Consider the following 15,023-nt stretch of genomic DNA (forward strand, 5'->3'; position numbering starts at 1 on the left):
TTTTTTTATTTAAGCCTTCAAATTTACTTCTGAGTTATTTCTATTCCTTTTTTCGTTCGAATATTAACCTTTGTTTTCATGGTTAAAATGCAGCAACTTTAGTGCACCTTCATGTTATACAGTGCAAAAAATGCATCCTTGTAATATAGAGTTAGCAGGCTATATTGATTATTTATAATTAATTCTTTGTTTTTATTATTAAAAAATTAGTGGCATGAAAATCGCTTAAAGAATCTTAACTTGTATACAAGATAGGATGCATAAAGTGAGCATATTTCAATCTCTCGGCTGGACCATCGCAGAATGGCAAACTGCCTATAAAACACAAAAAATCCAATTGAGCGATTTAATTACCTGGGTTCAGGCATTTGATGCTGAAGATACGGCATGGATTTCTATTGCGACCCCAGCAATCTTGCAACAACAAATTGAAGAACTACAAAAAAGCAGTGTCGATAGTGCAGCCTTATTTGAACAATTTCCATTGTACGGTATTCCATTTGCTGTAAAAGACAATATTGATGCCACAGGCTTTGCAACGACAGCTGGCTGCAAGGTGCTGACAGACATTGTCAATGAAGATGCTGAAACCGTGCGTTTGCTTAAGCAAGCTGGGGCGATATTGGTTGGGAAAACCAACCTTGACCAATTTGCCACTGGTCTGGTTGGAACCCGTTCTCCATTTGGAGCGGTAGTGAATAGTTTTAACCCAGATTATGTCAGTGGCGGCTCCAGTTCAGGTTCTGCCAGTGTAGTAGCTCGTGGTTTGGTCCCTTTTTCCTTAGGCACTGACACGGCTGGCTCGGGGCGGGTGCCGGCTGCTTTTAACAATATTGTGGGTTTAAAACCAACTAAAGGTCGCTTCTCAAATTATGGTTTGTTGCCAGCAGTTAAAAGTATTGACTGTATTTCAGTGTTTGCACTGACTGTAGAAGATGCTGAAGCGGTGGCGCAGGTGTTGGAACAGTTTGATGTGAGAGATAGCTACTCTCGGCATCACCCCAAAACCACACCTGCAAAATTATCTTCAGCCCTAAATTTTGCCATTCCAAAAACCTTGAAATTTTATGGGGATCTACAAGCCGAACAAGCATTCCACGCTTCGTTAGAACAATTAAAACAATTGAATGTCAGCATCACTGAAATTGACTTTGCAATTTTTGAGCAATTGGCAGCGCAACTTTATCAAGGTGCATGGGTGGCGGAACGTACGGTGGCAGTTGAAGCACTCTTAGAGCAATCGCCAGATGCATTTGATCCAACGGTTTTAGAAATCGTTCAACAAGGCAAAAACTATACGGCACTTGATGCCTATAAAGCGGAATATCTCAAAAATGATTTGGCACGACAAATTCAAGCACTATTGTCCGAATTTGATGCTTTAGTAGTGCCCACTTCTCCGACCATTCATACCCTTGCAGAAATGCAACAGGAGCCAATTCAGTACAACTCGCATTTTGGCACCTACACCAACTTTACCAATTTGGCAGATTTAAGTGCTTTGGCATTACCCGCAGGTTTCCGCAAGGATAGTTTGCCATTTGGCATTAGCCTGATTGCATCCGCTTGGCATGACCGTGCTTTGGCAGACTTTGGTCGTCAATGGCAGCGTCATTTGCAACTACCGCTAGGTGCAACTGGGCGTTCTTATCCGAATCAAGGAACTGCTGTTTCTGCTCCATCCGCACAGCATATTCGTGTGGCAGTAGTAGGAGCACATCTGATGGGTATGCCGCTGAATTTCCAATTGACCACACGTCAAGCGGTACATGTGGAAACCACCACAACATCGGCGAATTATGCCCTATATGCCTTAAATGGCACCATTCCACCAAAACCTGCGTTGGCACGACTCGACCAAGGACAAGAAATTATAGTGGAACTTTGGGATGTACCGACGGCTCGTTTTGGCGAGTTAGTTGCTGAAATTCCAACACCATTAGGCATGGGTAATCTTGAACTCAGTGATGGTCGTTGGGTAAAAGGCTTTATTTGCGAGCCATATGGTCTAGCCGATGCTGAAAATATTAGTCACTTTGGCGGCTGGCGTGCCTATATTCAGCATAGAAATGCACAACAGTTACAACTGACAGATTAATCTTAAGTCACGAAAGAGATCCGTTTAGATCGATTACACGGATCGAATCATGAGGATGAAATTGAGATTGAATATTCTTTCTAAGGTTTTGAGAAATGTATTGAGCTGGATTGGTATTTATTGGGGTGAACTTAGCATAAAACTTGCAGTACTACCTGAAAAGTAACTGATGTAGACGAGTGTATTCGAAAGCTAAAAACAATCATCTACTGAGTGGAATACAAGCTTAGGGCTTAGTTGTAAAAGGATTGGGTCGCGGAAATGAAAAGCGGGACAAGTAAAAGTTCAGATAATTTGTCTGCACTGGTGTATCAACGCATTAAGAATGACATCTTTGATTTTAAACTCATGCCGGGTGAGCGTTTTACTGAGTCTGAGGTTGCGCAAGCCTATGAAGTCAGTCGAACCCCCATTCGGCAAGCCTTGTATCGCTTACAACAAGAAGGCTATGTCGAAGTCAGTTTTCGCAGTGGTTGGCAAGTTCGACCACTGAACTTTCGCTATTATGAAGAGCTGTATGATGTGCGGATTGTATTGGAAAAAGACGCGATTTATAAGCTCTCAGCGCAAGACTGCGAGCAATCTAGTGAACTGGAAAGTCTCAAAGTAATTTGGATGGTTGAACCGCAAGATTATTTGAATGATCTAAAAAAACTTTCACAACTGGATGAGGATTTTCATTGTGCTTTGGTTCGTGCGGCAGGGAATCATGAGATGGCACGGATCCACCGTGATCTGAGTGAAAAAATACGGATTATTCGCCGTTTAGATTTTTCCAAACAGTATCGAATTGAAGCAACTTATCAGGAGCATCAACATATTTTAAAGCTGATTTTTAATCGGAAAATGACTGAAGCAATGACAGTCATTGAAACTCATATTCAGCAAAGTCGCGATGAAGTGAAAAAAATCACCTTACATATGCTGGACCCAAGTCAGTTTGTTTAAGGTGCTTTAGGAGTTTAAGTTATAGAATCGAATATGTCATTTCAATGATCACTGAGATAGCGCCTGCCAGAAAAGTGAAGATTTTGTTATACTATTACATTGAATTTTATCTTTCATTTGGTTTGCGAGCATCGTCATCTTGAAATTGTTGCCCCCACAAAAATCCGTACCGACCCATATTATTTCAGGATTTCTTGGTGCAGGAAAAACCACCTTATTGAACAGTTTATTGGCACAAAAGCCTGAAGATGAAGTGTGGGCAGTGCTGATGAATGAGTTTGGTCAAATTGGAGTAGATCAAAATTTGTTGCCGCAAACAGATGGCTATGCGGTCAAAGAACTGTTAGGTGGTTGCCTATGTTGTAGTAGCCAATTGCCGATGCAAATCGCTTTATCTCGTTTACTGTCTGAAGCAAAACCCGACCGTTTATTTATAGAACCCACAGGTTTGGGACATCCAGCCCAACTGTTAGAACAACTGACAGAACCGCATTGGCAAAGCCAAATTCAGATGCGAGCGCTAGTGACGGTAGTGGATGGTTCACGTTTACATGATCAAGAGTGGGTAAAGCAAAATCTGTATGCCGATCAGCTGAAAGCTGCACAAATTGTGGTGATTTCCCATACAGAACAAATGCAAGCGGTAGATGAGCAGGCTTTGCAGCAATTGCAGCAGGAATATCAGGCATATGCCCAGACATGGTTAAGCCCCGCTTTTGGACAATTAAAACTGGCACAAATTGATCTGCCTTACCAAGGTGTACAACGTAAAATTCAGCCTTTGATCCAGATTCAGAAACAGTACAGCATCGAGTCAGCTCTGCCTGAAATTAAGCAGTTACCCTATCATTATGTCGAAACTGCACAGGGCTATAGTGTTGCAGGTTGGAAGTTTTCCAAGCGTTGGCAATTTGATTTTTATGATTTGCTGGATTTGTTATGCGAGCAACAGGATTGGCTCAGAATTAAAGGGATTTTCAATACCAACCAAGGTTGGAAAAGTTTTAATTTCAATCCAAATCAATTTAATTATCAGTCTACAGCAGAGAATGTAGACAATCGGATTGAAATCATTGTGCCTCAAGAACGCGATTGGGCGTTGTTTGAAGCACAATTATTGGCTTGTCGTATTTAAGCGTCTTGCACCGTTTCAGCAATTGGTTGTGGTTGATTGAGTACAGATTGCGCTTTGGCATGGTCAATATCATGTTCCCAATGCGCAATCACCACCGTTGCGACACAGTTACCAATCAGATTGGTACAGGCACGTATAATTCCAATAAACCAGTCGACGGAAAGTAATAACACTAAACCGATGGCAGGAAGTGCAGGAATGACCGATAAGGTTGCGGCCAGAATGACCAAGGCTGAACCTGGAATACCATGTGCACCTTTTGATGTGACCAAAGAGACCAATAGAATGCTCAGTAAATCGGTCATCGAAAGGTCGATATTGCAAGCTTGAGCAATAAAAATAACGGCCAAAGTTAAATAGATGGAAAAACCATCGAGATTAAAAGAATAACCTGTCGGAATGACCAGTCCCACAGTTGAATCTTTGATGCCTAATTTTTTCAGTTTTTGCATGACCTGAGGAAGCACAGAATCGGATGAGGCTGTACCTAAAACAATAGACAGTTCTGCTTTGAAGTAATTCAAAAATTTGAAAATATTTAAGCCTGTCATTCTTAAAATACTGCCAAGCAGCAGGATCACAAAAGCGATACAAGTGACATAAAACAGTAGCACCAAATATCCAAGTTGGGCAAAGGAACTGAGTCCAAACTTTGCCGTGGTATACGCGACTGAACCCAAGACTCCGAGTGGTGCCAAACGAATGATGAGACCCATCATTTTAAAGAAGACTTCAGAAAATGCCTCTAAGGCTTGGCGGACAATTTCTGCAAATTTTTTGGGAATCAGCAGCATACTGACCCCAAAGATAATCGCGATCAGGAGTACCTGTAAAATATCACCATTATTAAATGCGGCAAAAATGGTTTTGGGAATAATATTTAAAATAAAATCACTGCTTGAACTTAAATGTTCGGCACGTTCGGTATAAATAGCTAAATCTTTGGCATCCAGTGCATTTAGATCAATATTCATGCCTGCGCCAGGTTTGAAAATGTAGGCGACAGCAATCCCGAAAACTAAGGCAATACTGGTGACGATTTCAAAATACAGAATGGTTTTTGCACCGACTTTGCCCATTTTTTTGATGTCTTGTGCACCATAAATGCCGAGTACCACCACACAGAATACTATCGGAGCAATCAGCATTTTAATCAGGGAAATAAATCCATCACCTAAAGGTTTTAAATTGAGTGAAAAATCATGGAAACTAAGACCGAGTGCAATGCCGATCATCAGTGCCAACACCACTTGCAGGAAGAGGTTATGTTTGAGGTTCTGCCACATGAGTTTCATCTTTTATTCTAGTGTCAGCAGATAAAAAGCAAAAACTCTGCCAAGCTGTTCCAAGTCAATCAAAATCGAGTATCCTAGTCGCCAAATTTGAGGAACATTTCATGGCGCTAAAAGCAACAATTTATAAGGCAGATTTGAATATTGCCAACATGGATAGTCATCAATATGGTGATTATCAATTGACAATGGCATTGCATCCATCGGAAACCATTGAACGTTTAATGGTGCGTATTTTGGCATTTGCTCGTTATGCCAGTGAACAGTTGGAATTTACCAAAGACCTGTTTGAAACCGATGAACCAGCCTTGTGGGAAAAAGACTTAACAGGTCAATTGGTACGTTGGATTGAAGTGGGTTGTCCTGACGAAGATAAAGTCAAAAAAGCCAGTGCACGTTGTAAGTCTGTCGCTGTGGTTGCATATGGCACAGCCGTGGAAGAATGGTATAAGCGGAATAGCAAATTAAAGACCCTGAGCAATGTTGAGGTGTGGCAATTAACACCTGCAACCACTGAAGCTATTCAGCAACTTTGCGAGCGCACCATGCAATTACAGTTGAATGTGATGGATGGTGAGTGGACTCTGATCGGAGATCAGGCACAAGCACAAATTGAGTGGATTCAGTTACAGTAAAGACCAGCGGGTTTGAGGAGTGATTAAGATGTCAAACGAATTACAGATTATTGATTTGGTGGTGGGTGAGGGCAAAGAAGCCGTTAAAGGCGCTTTAATCACCACACATTACACGGGCTGGTTAGAAGATGGCACAAAATTCGATTCTTCACTGGATCGTGGCAATTATTTTGAATGTGTCATTGGAACGGGTCGTGTCATTAAAGGCTGGGATCAAGGCATTATGGGCATGAAAGTAGGGGGCAAACGTAAACTGATTGTTCCGGCACATTTGGCTTATGGCGAACGTAAAATGGGCAATATTATCCCTGCGAACTCAAATTTAATTTTTGAAATTGAGTTATATGATGTGAAAACACGTGACTAATCATATTTAAAAAATAAACCATAGTATGTTTATAAAAAAGCATGCTATGGTTAAACTCACGACTGAAAATAAACGTATTTTTAGTGTATTTAACTTTATATTAAGATCAAATTCGCGCATAAGGAAAAAACGCGACTTGAATATAACAATACTCAAGCCCTATACGATCCTACATTTTATTTTATATGGGCTGACTTGCTTATGCTTGCTGCTACAGCAATCCAGTTGGGCACTGTATGAGCCAGTTCCCGAGACTTATTACGTTCATCAAAAAAATTTTAATACAATTAGCTTTGAAGAAAACACCACCAGTTATTTAGCAGGGCAATGGCAGTTTTATCCCAAGCAGTTCTTGCAAACAGCCACACCTAATACATCTTCTCAAACAGTCACCCTACCAATTTCCTTTAAACAACTTGGTTATCCGCAAGATACTTACGGGACTTTTGTGGGTCATTTTAAAATTCCAGAAGAGTTTATTGGACGTCGAATTGGTATTTGGATTCCAAACCAATATGGCGCCTATCGCATGTATTTAAATGGTGACTTGCTTTTAAGATTGGGTGAGGTGGGAACCAGCAATCAAACGCATAAAACTGAGAATGCACCGCGCTTTGCCTATTTTATTGCCGAAAATGAGTATTTTACCGTCACCATGCAGGTCTCGAGTTTTCAAAGTCTACATGGCGGTTTAGAAAACCCAATGCGGATCGGGTTGGGTAAAACCATCAACCGCCAATTCCAGCAGTTAATGATGAGTATTGCTGGGGTGTGTGGTGCGGTAATTGGTGTGGGCATATTTACCATTCTGTTTGGATTTTTCCGTGGTGTGAAAAATAATCAGAGCCAAGGCTTCTTGGTCTTTGGTGTTTTTATTATTTTTTTAGCCTTACATAATCTCTTTTCAGCACCTTATGTCTATACGGTGTTTACCAATATTGATTGGTTATGGGGAACACGGCTGGAATACATTTTTACTTATTTGTCCGCCTTGTTCTTTATCAATTACATGTTTCTACTCAACCGGCGCTATCTACACCCCGCGATTTATGCCTTCGCCGTGTTTGTGCTGAGTTTTGATATTGTCATTACCTGTTTGTCTATGCCGAATGTATTTGAGCGTTTGGCTTTTTACAGTTTCTTGTTCGGCATTATTGTGGTACTGAATTTTGCTTACGGGTTTTATTTAACCCTCAAGCAGCGTGAACACTACTCCAGTATCAACTTATGGGCAGTGGTGCTATTGTGCGTCACCTTTTTGCATGACTTTTTACTCAGTTTAAATTGGATCGACTCAATTAATCTTTCTTTTGCTTCGACCAGTTTTTATGCCTTTTTGATTATGGTGCAACAGTCTAAAAGCTATGCCTATCATTCAGATCGTATAGAGAAGCTGAACAATAATTTATTGGAGCTCAATTCCTCTTTAGATCAGAAAGTGAAAGAGCGGACGGTGCAACTCAGTGAATTAAATGAAAAGCTGGAACTTCAGGCACAAATTGATGCTTTGACTGGGGCATTCAATCGACGTGCCTTAAATACAGAAATTCAGCGTCAGTTTAATGAAACGACACAGCAGCATAATGCGGTGTTGGCTTTTGCCATGTTAGATGTCGATTATTTTAAAAATTATAATGATTACTACGGACATCTAAAAGGCGATGAAATTCTGCAACAATTGGTGCAAGTGATTCAAAGCAATTTGCCTGAACATGCCTATTTGGCGCGTTATGGCGGAGAAGAATTCGCAGTCATTATCCGTAATATGCCTGTTGTTGTGGTTGAACAGACCTTGCAGCATATACTACACATCATACGGCAGCAGCAATTTGAGCACTTAAATCGTGGTGATCATAAGCAATACGTGACCATCAGTATCGGTGCGGCTTATATGGACCGTAAACATCAGTATCATGATATACATGCTTTAATGAAGGCAGCCGATCAACAGCTTTATCTCGCCAAGAATGCAGGGCGAGATCAACTGAAAATTTGAAAGAAGACTAAATGTACTTAATCATCGGAACGGTCTGTTGTTCAGGTGTAGCATAAGTGCGAATTTGGAAACCATGTTTCTGATAAAAAGCCATCGCCGTCTGTGTGCTGTCCAGCGTAATTTGCTCTAGCTCGCGAAGCTTCAAATGTGCAATCACACTGTTGAGTAAGGAAGTCCCAATGCCTTGACCTTGTACGTCTGGCAGGGTGTAGTTCAATAATATTTTGCCAATATCGCTGACCATGATAAAACCGACGGTTTGTTGGTTCATACTGTATATCCAGCTGTCATTATAATGCATCCATAACAACAGATTGCCGTGTGTCATTTTTTCCAACCATGCCTGAATTTTGCTTTCCTCACGTTGATGATCTAGCACACAGGAACGAATACTTTCCTGTAAAACATGAAGAATCTCAGGAATATCCTGAATTTTTGCTGCCCTAATCATTGTTAGTTCTTATTTCCTGAAAACAGGCTTATTTCATGTGAATTCGCGACGGGATAACAGTGGCGATTTGTTGCTTTTTATGGGTGTTTTGCTATCTCTAATTTGTGTAAGCAAATATATAAGAGCTTGACCAAGATCACAAAATTGAATGAACTGTATATTCATTTATCTGATTTTAAAGATAATTGGATCAATGCTTGGGTTAAATTGGCGTATCATAGATAGAACTGTAATGCTGAATATACGCCTTATAAGGGGGCAATATGTTTAAAATTATTGTTTTGTGTCTATTGGGCTTTGCCCTAGTTGCGGCTTGGCAGATTTTGATCAAAATTAAAGTGACGGAAAAATATCGCAATCGATATTTTCTTAAAGCTTTATCTGCAAATAATGCAATCGAACTACAAACAGACCGTGCAGTAGAAGGTTTGATTATTGAAATTGAATATTGTGATCAAGTCTTGTTTGATGATGCGGTGCAACTGTTTTTCGAACAGAATGTTCATACCCGTGATATTGAAGCAGCTGAAGATATTCAACGTAATCTGCTGAAGAAATTACCCGCCAAAGCATTGACCCATATTCGTAAGCTGGATTTAAATGAGTGGTCAATTTATTGGAATTACTACGACCAGTCGCTTGAATACTATGTTGGAAAATATGGCGTGTTCTGTAGTCATGTGGACCGTTATGGTCAAGAGCATAAGTCTGAGTTTAAAACGCGAAGTTAAATTGATGTTGCCATTTATCGGCTAGAAATCAAGATTTGAACCTCTGCTGTTTCATCCTTTTATTTCGGCTTGTGTTCTGTGCAGAATTTATCATAATGTGCCATCGTGTTCATAAAGTGATGGATTGATGTCTGGACTGGAAATTTTTGCTGTCATCATCAGTGTGATTGGCGTGGCTTTAACAATTAAGCGCAACATGTGGTGTTGGTGGTTTAACTTTCTCGCTTTTGTCCTGTACGCCTATTTGTTCTATACCTTTAAACTCTATGGAGAAACGATCTTGCAGTTTTTCTTCATGGGGCTAAATTTCTATGGCTTCTATCACTGGTTTAAGGGTAAACAGCAAGACCATGATATTCGTATAGAACCGATTGCGACGCGTACCGTCATTTGGCAAATGGCATTGGCAGCATTGTGTGGTTTACTCTTTGGTTTAAGCTTGAAGTTCTGGACCGATGCAGCAGTGCCTATGCTGGATGCACAATTGGCGGCATTTAGTTTATTGGCGACTTATTGGACCAGTCGTAAGCATATTGCGACGTGGGTATTGTGGGTATTTGTCGATATTATTTACGTGGGGATGTTTATCTATAAAGATCTGTTGTTAACGGCGGGTCTATATGCTGCTTTTGTTGGATTAGCGGTTTTGGGTTGGTGGCAATGGTTGCAAGTGAAAAAGAAACAACAGTTGACCACAACCAAATCTGCATAAGCCGCGATGAGTGTAGTGCATGCTGATTGATTTTAACCAAGCCAAATTGAAGCAGTTTGATGATCTTGCACTTAAGATTATTACTGCGCCTCAGGACTATCTGCAATTTGACTCTGTCGCGGATTTTTATCAAGCAACATGGTTGCAGGATTTCCCAAAAGGAACCACTTGGTCTGCAACAGGTCTGGATGATGGTGCTCTCGAGTTTTATGCCGTGATTCAGTTTCAACAGCATTATTTACACATTAACTGTTTATCGGAAGTCAGTGCAACTTTTGGCATTTCCAAGTATTAAAAGTAAAAATAGGTCAATGACAGTTCCAACAGAATTGATTTAAATCAAGCATGACCGCAATGTGGCATTCATGTTGCTTTTTAATGCCGTTTAGGCATTTTTATCAGGGAAAAACAGAAAAATAAGGAACCATCATGGCACACCAGTTTACCGTCAATGCAATTATTCACGGCGTATCACTGAACGAATTTAAGCGTTTAGCAGCAGATACCAGTTTACATGAGAAGGTTTGTCGTCGTATTCCAGGTGAAAATCTGGAAATTTTGGAATCTAAAAAAGAAGGGGATATGTACACGCTAAAACGTGCCTATAATCTGGAGGTCAATATTCCCGATATCGCCAAAAAACTATTAAAAGATGCCTTTCGCTTACACCGCACAGATATTAGTGATCTTCAAGCCATGACTTCAACGGTCGATTTGGGGGCTAATTTACCACTACATGCAAGCTGCAAACGTTCGGTTAAAGGCTCTGAGCATCAAATTGAGTTTCAATTGGAATGGACGGTAAAAGTTAAAGTGCCTTTAATTGGTGGAATGCTAGAAAAACATGCCGAAGGGGAAATTCGCAAGTTTAGTGAGATTGAACTGACCATTGTTGAAGACGAATTAAAAAAGAAGCTAGCTGCTTAAGTTGCATGGTATTGAGAGAAACACAAAGGGCGCCAGATTGATGACGCCCTTGGTTATTTGAAACTTTGCTTATAGCTTCAACGGATCTTTAATGCTTAGCCTTTAAATTTGGCAAAGGCTTTTTTCAGTGGCAACTTATCGGTTGCAAAGCCATAAATTGCAGCAAAAGGTAACGCTGTACGTGCTAAATATGCTACTCGCCATAAACCACCATGGTTTGCACCGTGCATCATCAGTTCTAAAGGATGATCCATCGGTGTTTCTGGATTGGCGACAGATTCAGGATTACGTAAATCATGAATCCACAGTGCCGCCATAATCGCATTGGTAGTTTCAGGCTTAAACGCTTCAACATCAAACAGACTGGCACCATTAAAAGCCGCTTTCAGAAGGGGATTTTTCGTGACCGAGTGGGTTGTGGTTGATGGTGCAATATTGATACTGACGTGTTGTCCTTCATGACGTGCCAAGGTTGCGCGCCATTGCTGAATGCGTTTTGCTAGCGCGTAGTTTGGACCTTGTTCAATCACCAGACAGTCTGTAATGCCATATTCCTGACCATTGTCGGAACGAATCAGTTTGTGCAGATTCTTTTGGAAAAAGTGCTTTAAAGACGCTGTTGCAACCCCTTTGGTCACCAGTTTCTGAATTTGCGAACGGTAACGGAATTTTTCTTGCGAAGAAGCGATCACTTCTTTAGGCACTGCATACACATCAGTTGGGGTACACATAAACATTAAGCTGGTATCGGCTTTGTGTTCACTCACCACTTTCATAATGCTGTCCATTGCCATGGCAACACGCACGTGCTTTTCACCATCTAAATAGGCAATTGCAGCCAAATCTAGTTGATGTTCACTTTGTAATAACCAATGTGCAATTTCAGGTGTTTGGGTCAGTAAATTGGCACCTAACTTCGCGCATAACTCATGCGTCGGTGTATTTTCTGCAACCGTAGTTTGACTTGGTGCATATAAGGTGGCATTGCCATTTTGAATGGTATTTAAAATTCTTTGCCAAACTTTGTTATTCGGCAGATCAACCGCCACAATATTGGCTTTCCATTTTGACAGCCATGTGAGCGGACCGGCTTCAGAACCAGCACCAAACAGCACCATGGTGCGGTCAGATAAATCGAACCATTCTGGATGCGCATTGGCAAGACGTAGGGCATTGGCATGCGAAGGTTCAATAATGCCTTCATCTTCCCATTTTTGTACTTGCGCCAGTAAAGCTTCACCTTTCAGGTTTTCCCCATGATAGGGAATATACCATTCAGGTTCAGCTTGACCTTCGCCTTTTAACTGCACGGTATATAACTGGGCTAATGGCACATCCATCATGTCTTTTAATAAATAACGTTGACCATCACGGTAAAACTCAAAACTGTGCTGAGCTTTATGTAGGCCTTGTTTTGCAATGGTGATCGGATGACTGCAATTGCGGATACCATGTTCGACCAAGGCTTTGAAATATTTCGGATAGTTCTTACGCCATTTTTTTTCTTTTAACGCTTGCTGTGCAGCTTGGTGATCTACGGTCGATAAAGCTTCAGCAATAATTTCCTTGCCTGTACGAGTAGTACTTGGTTTTTGTGTATCGGGTTGAACAGGGAACTGTAGACCCTCTAAAGAGCTGGACATGCAAAAAATCTCGTCTGATTACAGTATTAATATACAGATGTATTCATTATCTATGCCAAATTAAAGTTTGGGGTGGCATTAACTACCAATTTATGTCCCGAGCGTCTAAATTTTTAAAATGCGAATTTTAAAACTTGAATATTAAAAGGGGAGTTGTAGATGTATGGGGAAGAGTGCGCTGAGATAATAAGTTGAAAACTGCCAGTGGAGTCAACCGACTGACAGTCTTCAGCATTTATTTGAATCATGGAGTAACTAGCAACGACCTTTTTTGCCTTGACCTGGTGGGCAGAAGTCTCCGCCATGTTCATAGTGACCTAAGTTCCCATTTGGATCGACCACAATACTGCCTTCAGGGGTATGAACGGCACATGCAGTTAGGGCGCTGAAACTTAAACAGGTTGCAATAATGATAAGAAATTTATGCATATATTTATTCTCCATCTTGTTCTGATCTTGGTTGATATCGAGAAAATCACTTTATTGTTACGATTTATTCTAGGTGAAAGAAGCAATGAAAGAAAACATTATTTGAAAAAGTTAGTTGGGACTGGCTGAGGTAATTTTGCATCATCAGCCAGTCTGAAATATTTATAAAGGCTTGCTCACGGAGCACTTAGAAAGGAAGTTGAGCGAGTTTGTTGAGGAAGTGCGGAATTAAGCGTGGTTCGAGTAAAATCGTGACGACTACGCCATAAGCTGCTCCCCAAAGGTGTGCACTGTGATTGATATGAGAATTCCCTCGTTTGCCTGACCAAATACTATATGCCACATAAAGCACCGCAAAAATAATGGCAGGTACAGGAATAAAGAATACAAAAATCAATTTCCATGGTTCAAACAGAATGTAAGCGAAAAGTACAGCAGACACAGCGCCCGAAGCCCCGAGACTTGCCCATTGGAAATCATTTTTATGCTTTAGATAGCTGGGTAAAATGGCAAAAATCAGACCACCCAAATAAAACAGGGCAAAGCCTAAGTTAAAAAAATACTGACGATAAAAGCTTTCAATAACGCTGCCAAAGAAAAACAGGGTAATCATGTTGAACAGGAGATGAGCACCATCAGCATGGACAAAACCATGGGTGATGAAGCGGTCATATTGCCCCTTTTGCATGGCAGGCGGCCAAAAGATCAGTCGACTCATCCATTTCTGATTGGAAAACGCCAGAAGTGAAACCACCACAGTAATGATAATCAGCGCTACAGTATGGTTGAAAGGCAGATTGAGCATATAGAAAAGGGTCTATTTTGAATGACTAAACCTTAATAATGCCATTAATTGTTTAATTGCACAGAACTTTTAGAATAATTCCGACAATTTTGGTTGATTTTTAAAAATTCAGCCGCATCTTCAGTTAAAATAGCGACTTCAGCTTGAGGAAATATTGTTATGTCGACTGAGAACACCAGCACTGCAGTTGCAGAAGAAATTCCAAACTTATTGATTACACCAACTGCACAAGAGTATTTACGTGACCTATTAGAGAAACAAAATACTCCAGGAATTGGTGTCCGTGTTTTTGTGGAAAATCCTGGAACACCTCGTGCTGAATGTTGTATGGCTTACAGTGCGCCTGAAGAAGTCGTACCAACAGATTATAAGCAAGATTATCCAGATTTCCCTGCCTATGTAGATGCACCATCTATTCCATATTTATTAGATGCGGTAATTGACTACAACAAAGATCGTTTTGGTGGTCAGTTGACTTTCCGTGCACCTAACTCGAAAGTGCCACGTGTGGGTCCAGATGCTTCTGTCGAAGAACGCATTACTTATGTTCTACAATCTGAAATTAACCCAGGTTTGGCAGGACATGGTGGTAACTGTGCATTGGTAGAAGTGGTTGAAGACGAAGAGCATGGTTTGACTGCAGTGCTTAAGTTTGGTGGTGGTTGTCAAGGCTGTTCAGCAATTGATGTGACCTTGAAACAAGGCGTTGAAACAACACTTAAACAACACGTACCAGAGTTACAACGTGTAATTGACCAAACGGATCATAGCCAAGCAGAAGGTGCATACTTCAAGTAATTTTTGGCAATCAAGTGATACAGAAAAACCTCCAATCTTGGAGGTTTTTTTACGAC

General features: G+C 40.8%; 16 protein-coding genes. 11 read left to right on the forward strand and 5 right to left on the reverse strand.

The window, feature by feature from the left end; genetic code table 11:
* Positions 1-265 precede the first annotated feature (265 nt).
* The 3 genes from atzF (at position 266) to MKI85_RS00615 (ending at position 4,181) form a co-directional block, all read left to right on the forward strand.
* Positions 266-2,098 carry an allophanate hydrolase gene (atzF, locus tag MKI85_RS00605; RefSeq protein ID WP_413350640.1) on the forward strand — a complete coding sequence of 611 codons (1,833 nt, stop codon included), beginning with the start codon at positions 266-268 and terminating at the stop codon, positions 2,096-2,098.
* A 261-nt stretch (positions 2,099-2,359) separates the two neighbouring features.
* Positions 2,360-3,046: a GntR family transcriptional regulator gene (locus tag MKI85_RS00610; RefSeq protein WP_241623993.1), complete on the forward strand. Its 687-nt coding sequence runs from the start codon at positions 2,360-2,362 to the stop codon at positions 3,044-3,046.
* A gap of 139 nt (positions 3,047-3,185) precedes the next feature.
* A complete protein-coding gene (locus tag MKI85_RS00615; RefSeq protein WP_241623995.1) occupies positions 3,186-4,181 on the forward strand; it encodes a CobW family GTP-binding protein in 996 nt (331 codons plus the stop codon).
* On the opposite strand, the gene dctA is transcribed toward MKI85_RS00615, so the two are convergent.
* Complete coding sequence (gene dctA / locus MKI85_RS00620; protein WP_241624425.1) at positions 4,178-5,467, reverse strand: C4-dicarboxylate transporter DctA; 1,290 nt, start codon at positions 5,465-5,467, stop codon at positions 4,178-4,180. The two genes, MKI85_RS00615 and dctA, sit on opposite strands and share 4 nt — an antisense overlap.
* 110 nt (positions 5,468-5,577) lie before the next feature.
* Here dctA and MKI85_RS00625 point away from each other — a divergent pair, with 110 nt between their 5' ends.
* The 3 genes from MKI85_RS00625 (at position 5,578) to MKI85_RS00635 (ending at position 8,471) form a co-directional block, all read left to right on the forward strand.
* Positions 5,578-6,108, forward strand: a complete 531-nt coding sequence (locus MKI85_RS00625; protein WP_161933468.1) for a YaeQ family protein — start codon at positions 5,578-5,580, stop codon at positions 6,106-6,108.
* Between the two features lie 28 nt (positions 6,109-6,136).
* On the forward strand, positions 6,137-6,475 hold the full coding sequence (locus tag MKI85_RS00630; protein WP_100241389.1) for an FKBP-type peptidyl-prolyl cis-trans isomerase: 339 nt from the start codon (positions 6,137-6,139) through the stop codon (positions 6,473-6,475).
* Between the two features lie 190 nt (positions 6,476-6,665).
* Positions 6,666-8,471 (forward strand): sensor domain-containing diguanylate cyclase, encoded by a 1,806-nt coding sequence (locus MKI85_RS00635; RefSeq protein ID WP_413351763.1) that lies wholly within the window; start codon positions 6,666-6,668, stop codon positions 8,469-8,471.
* 7 nt (positions 8,472-8,478) lie between these two features.
* Here the strand turns inward: MKI85_RS00635 and MKI85_RS00640 are convergent, their stop codons facing one another.
* On the reverse strand, positions 8,479-8,922 hold the full coding sequence (locus MKI85_RS00640) for a GNAT family N-acetyltransferase (RefSeq protein WP_241623997.1): 444 nt from the start codon (positions 8,920-8,922) through the stop codon (positions 8,479-8,481).
* 263 nt (positions 8,923-9,185) lie between these two features.
* Here MKI85_RS00640 and MKI85_RS00645 point away from each other — a divergent pair, with 263 nt between their 5' ends.
* The 4 genes from MKI85_RS00645 (at position 9,186) to MKI85_RS00660 (ending at position 11,292) form a co-directional block, all read left to right on the forward strand.
* Positions 9,186-9,653: a hypothetical protein gene (locus MKI85_RS00645; RefSeq protein ID WP_241623999.1), complete on the forward strand. Its 468-nt coding sequence runs from the start codon at positions 9,186-9,188 to the stop codon at positions 9,651-9,653.
* Positions 9,654-9,780: 127 nt separating this feature from the next.
* On the forward strand, positions 9,781-10,365 hold the full coding sequence (gene pnuC / locus MKI85_RS00650) for a nicotinamide riboside transporter PnuC (protein WP_241624002.1): 585 nt from the start codon (positions 9,781-9,783) through the stop codon (positions 10,363-10,365).
* Between the two features lie 19 nt (positions 10,366-10,384).
* Positions 10,385-10,660, forward strand: coding sequence for a hypothetical protein (locus MKI85_RS00655; RefSeq protein WP_241624004.1), 276 nt, complete (start codon positions 10,385-10,387; stop codon positions 10,658-10,660).
* A 134-nt stretch (positions 10,661-10,794) separates the two neighbouring features.
* Entirely contained in the window at positions 10,795-11,292 is a 498-nt protein-coding gene (locus tag MKI85_RS00660) for a DUF2505 family protein (RefSeq protein WP_241624006.1), read from the forward strand.
* A gap of 95 nt (positions 11,293-11,387) precedes the next feature.
* On the opposite strand, the gene MKI85_RS00665 is transcribed toward MKI85_RS00660, so the two are convergent.
* From MKI85_RS00665 to MKI85_RS00675, 3 genes are all read right to left on the reverse strand, one after another.
* Complete coding sequence (locus tag MKI85_RS00665) at positions 11,388-12,935, reverse strand: hypothetical protein (RefSeq protein WP_241624008.1); 1,548 nt, start codon at positions 12,933-12,935, stop codon at positions 11,388-11,390.
* Between the two features lie 255 nt (positions 12,936-13,190).
* Entirely contained in the window at positions 13,191-13,364 is a 174-nt protein-coding gene (locus MKI85_RS00670; protein WP_241624010.1) for a hypothetical protein, read from the reverse strand.
* Between the two features lie 187 nt (positions 13,365-13,551).
* Entirely contained in the window at positions 13,552-14,169 is a 618-nt protein-coding gene (locus MKI85_RS00675; RefSeq protein WP_241624013.1) for a rhomboid family intramembrane serine protease, read from the reverse strand.
* Positions 14,170-14,328: 159 nt separating this feature from the next.
* On the opposite strand from MKI85_RS00675, the gene nfuA reads away from it, so the two are divergent.
* A complete protein-coding gene (gene nfuA / locus MKI85_RS00680; protein ID WP_241624015.1) occupies positions 14,329-14,967 on the forward strand; it encodes a Fe-S biogenesis protein NfuA in 639 nt (212 codons plus the stop codon).
* Positions 14,968-15,023 lie beyond the last annotated feature (56 nt).

Origin of the sequence: Acinetobacter zhairuonensis, assembly GCF_022601715.1 — a bacterium.
Taxonomy (GTDB): Bacteria; Pseudomonadota; Gammaproteobacteria; order Pseudomonadales; family Moraxellaceae; genus Acinetobacter.

Excerpts from the sequence above, each read along its gene's own strand:
- MKI85_RS00610 (WP_241623993.1), top strand. The coding sequence starts at position 2,360 with ATGAAAAGCGGGACAAGTAAAAGTTCAGATAATTTGTCTGCACTGGTG.
- dctA (WP_241624425.1), bottom strand. The coding sequence starts at position 5,467 with ATGTGGCAGAACCTCAAACATAACCTCTTCCTGCAAGTGGTGTTGGCA.
- MKI85_RS00625 (WP_161933468.1), top strand. The coding sequence starts at position 5,578 with ATGGCGCTAAAAGCAACAATTTATAAGGCAGATTTGAATATTGCCAAC.
- MKI85_RS00630 (WP_100241389.1), top strand. The coding sequence starts at position 6,137 with ATGTCAAACGAATTACAGATTATTGATTTGGTGGTGGGTGAGGGCAAA.
- MKI85_RS00640 (WP_241623997.1), bottom strand. The coding sequence starts at position 8,922 with ATGATTAGGGCAGCAAAAATTCAGGATATTCCTGAGATTCTTCATGTT.
- MKI85_RS00645 (WP_241623999.1), top strand. The coding sequence starts at position 9,186 with ATGTTTAAAATTATTGTTTTGTGTCTATTGGGCTTTGCCCTAGTTGCG.
- pnuC (WP_241624002.1), top strand. The coding sequence starts at position 9,781 with ATGTCTGGACTGGAAATTTTTGCTGTCATCATCAGTGTGATTGGCGTG.
- MKI85_RS00655 (WP_241624004.1), top strand. The coding sequence starts at position 10,385 with ATGCTGATTGATTTTAACCAAGCCAAATTGAAGCAGTTTGATGATCTT.
- MKI85_RS00660 (WP_241624006.1), top strand. The coding sequence starts at position 10,795 with ATGGCACACCAGTTTACCGTCAATGCAATTATTCACGGCGTATCACTG.
- MKI85_RS00665 (WP_241624008.1), bottom strand. The coding sequence starts at position 12,935 with ATGTCCAGCTCTTTAGAGGGTCTACAGTTCCCTGTTCAACCCGATACA.
- MKI85_RS00670 (WP_241624010.1), bottom strand. The coding sequence starts at position 13,364 with ATGCATAAATTTCTTATCATTATTGCAACCTGTTTAAGTTTCAGCGCC.
- MKI85_RS00675 (WP_241624013.1), bottom strand. The coding sequence starts at position 14,169 with ATGCTCAATCTGCCTTTCAACCATACTGTAGCGCTGATTATCATTACT.
- nfuA (WP_241624015.1), top strand. The coding sequence starts at position 14,329 with ATGTCGACTGAGAACACCAGCACTGCAGTTGCAGAAGAAATTCCAAAC.